This is a genomic window from Veillonella montpellierensis DSM 17217 (assembly GCF_000426745.1).
In the GTDB taxonomy this organism is placed as follows: Bacteria; Bacillota; Negativicutes; order Veillonellales; family Veillonellaceae; genus Veillonella; species Veillonella montpellierensis.
The window spans coordinates 1-1,224 of record NZ_AUFY01000040.1 but is presented as its reverse complement, the minus strand read 5'-3'; the positions used below and the strand labels follow the sequence as shown (position 1 = coordinate 1,224).

The window sequence follows — 1,224 nt, the reverse complement described above, 5'->3', positions numbered from 1 at the left end:
ACCTGTTCCCATCTCGAACACAGTAGTTAAGCTCGTAAACGCCGAAAGTACTTGGCTGGCGACGGCCTGGGAGGATAGGAAGTTGCTGATTAAGCGATAAGCACTTACCTTTGGGTAAGTGCTTTTTTGTGTTGCTATGATGTTTATTTTTATGTATTTTCTATTTGTGGTGAATGTAGTTCATGACAATAATGAGTTAGATACTAAATCATAATATAGGTTATAGTAGAAATTTTATGATCCATTCTCATATGTTGTTTTTATTGTATAATTAAATTTTAATAAATTCTATTATAGTATTATCTATTGTTGTATATAAGTTATAGCATTATTATCTATTAGTAATATATTATGTGATATATTTTTTTTATAATTCTTATATATTTTATTGACTTTTATAATCAAAATTATTATAGTGTAGATAATTAGTATATATGAAAGGAGTAGTATTATGAAAAAATTTATTATGTTTTTAGGAATGCTTTTAATGTTTTTTTCTTTTTCAATTACATCTTATGCTACAGGAGAATCAGCAGTGACTATGGTATGGGTAAATCCTGCTGCAGTTAGCGATATTTCTAGTGCAGAACAAAAATTAAATGAGGGATTACAAAATTCTTTAAAGAAATATGGTTTTCAATATGCAGATTCTAATCAAGCTCAGATGATGATGCAGCAATATATGATTGAAAATAATATTGTTCCTGATGATACTAAGACAAGTGTAGGATTTTTACCTAAAAAGGCAGATATGAAAGCTTTTGCTCGTGAAATGGGAGTACAATATGTAGCGTTTACAAATGCAAGAATTACTGATGAAAAAGTAAAAGCAGCATGGCTTTCTTGGGTAGGTGCTAAATATGAAGTAACAACATTATTTACAACTATTGTTTATTCTGCATCTGAAGATCGATATGTATTCTTCAATCAACAAACGGTTAAAGAAAATGCTGCTGGTACATCTAGTACAGAAAGAGCCTTTAATAAATGCTGTGACACTTATTTTGCGAAAAAATTAACATCAGATGTATTAGTATTAAAATAAAATAATTTAAAGATAATATTACAGTTTATATCAAATTATATAGATAGTAATAGTTATGAATCTATAAAAGCACTCTACATATGATTGATGTGAACCGACCCCAAAAAGTTAGACCAAAACTCTAACGATTGGGAGGTTGGTTTTTTATGTCTAAATATAGTTACGAATTCAAGAAAAAA

General features: G+C 28.5%; 1 protein-coding gene and 1 rRNA gene. Both read left to right on the top strand.

Translation table 11 applies throughout. From position 1 onward, the window contains the following. Nucleotides 1-91, top strand: a 5S ribosomal RNA gene (gene rrf / locus K357_RS09415); the annotation flags it as partial. A gap of 360 nt (nucleotides 92-451) precedes the next feature. Beyond that, nucleotides 452-1,045, top strand: a complete 594-nt coding sequence (locus tag K357_RS0107155) for a hypothetical protein (protein ID WP_028258077.1) — start codon at nucleotides 452-454, stop codon at nucleotides 1,043-1,045. Nucleotides 1,046-1,224 lie beyond the last annotated feature (179 nt).

Excerpts from the sequence above, each read along its gene's own strand:
- K357_RS0107155 (WP_028258077.1), top strand. The coding sequence starts at position 452 with ATGAAAAAATTTATTATGTTTTTAGGAATGCTTTTAATGTTTTTTTCT.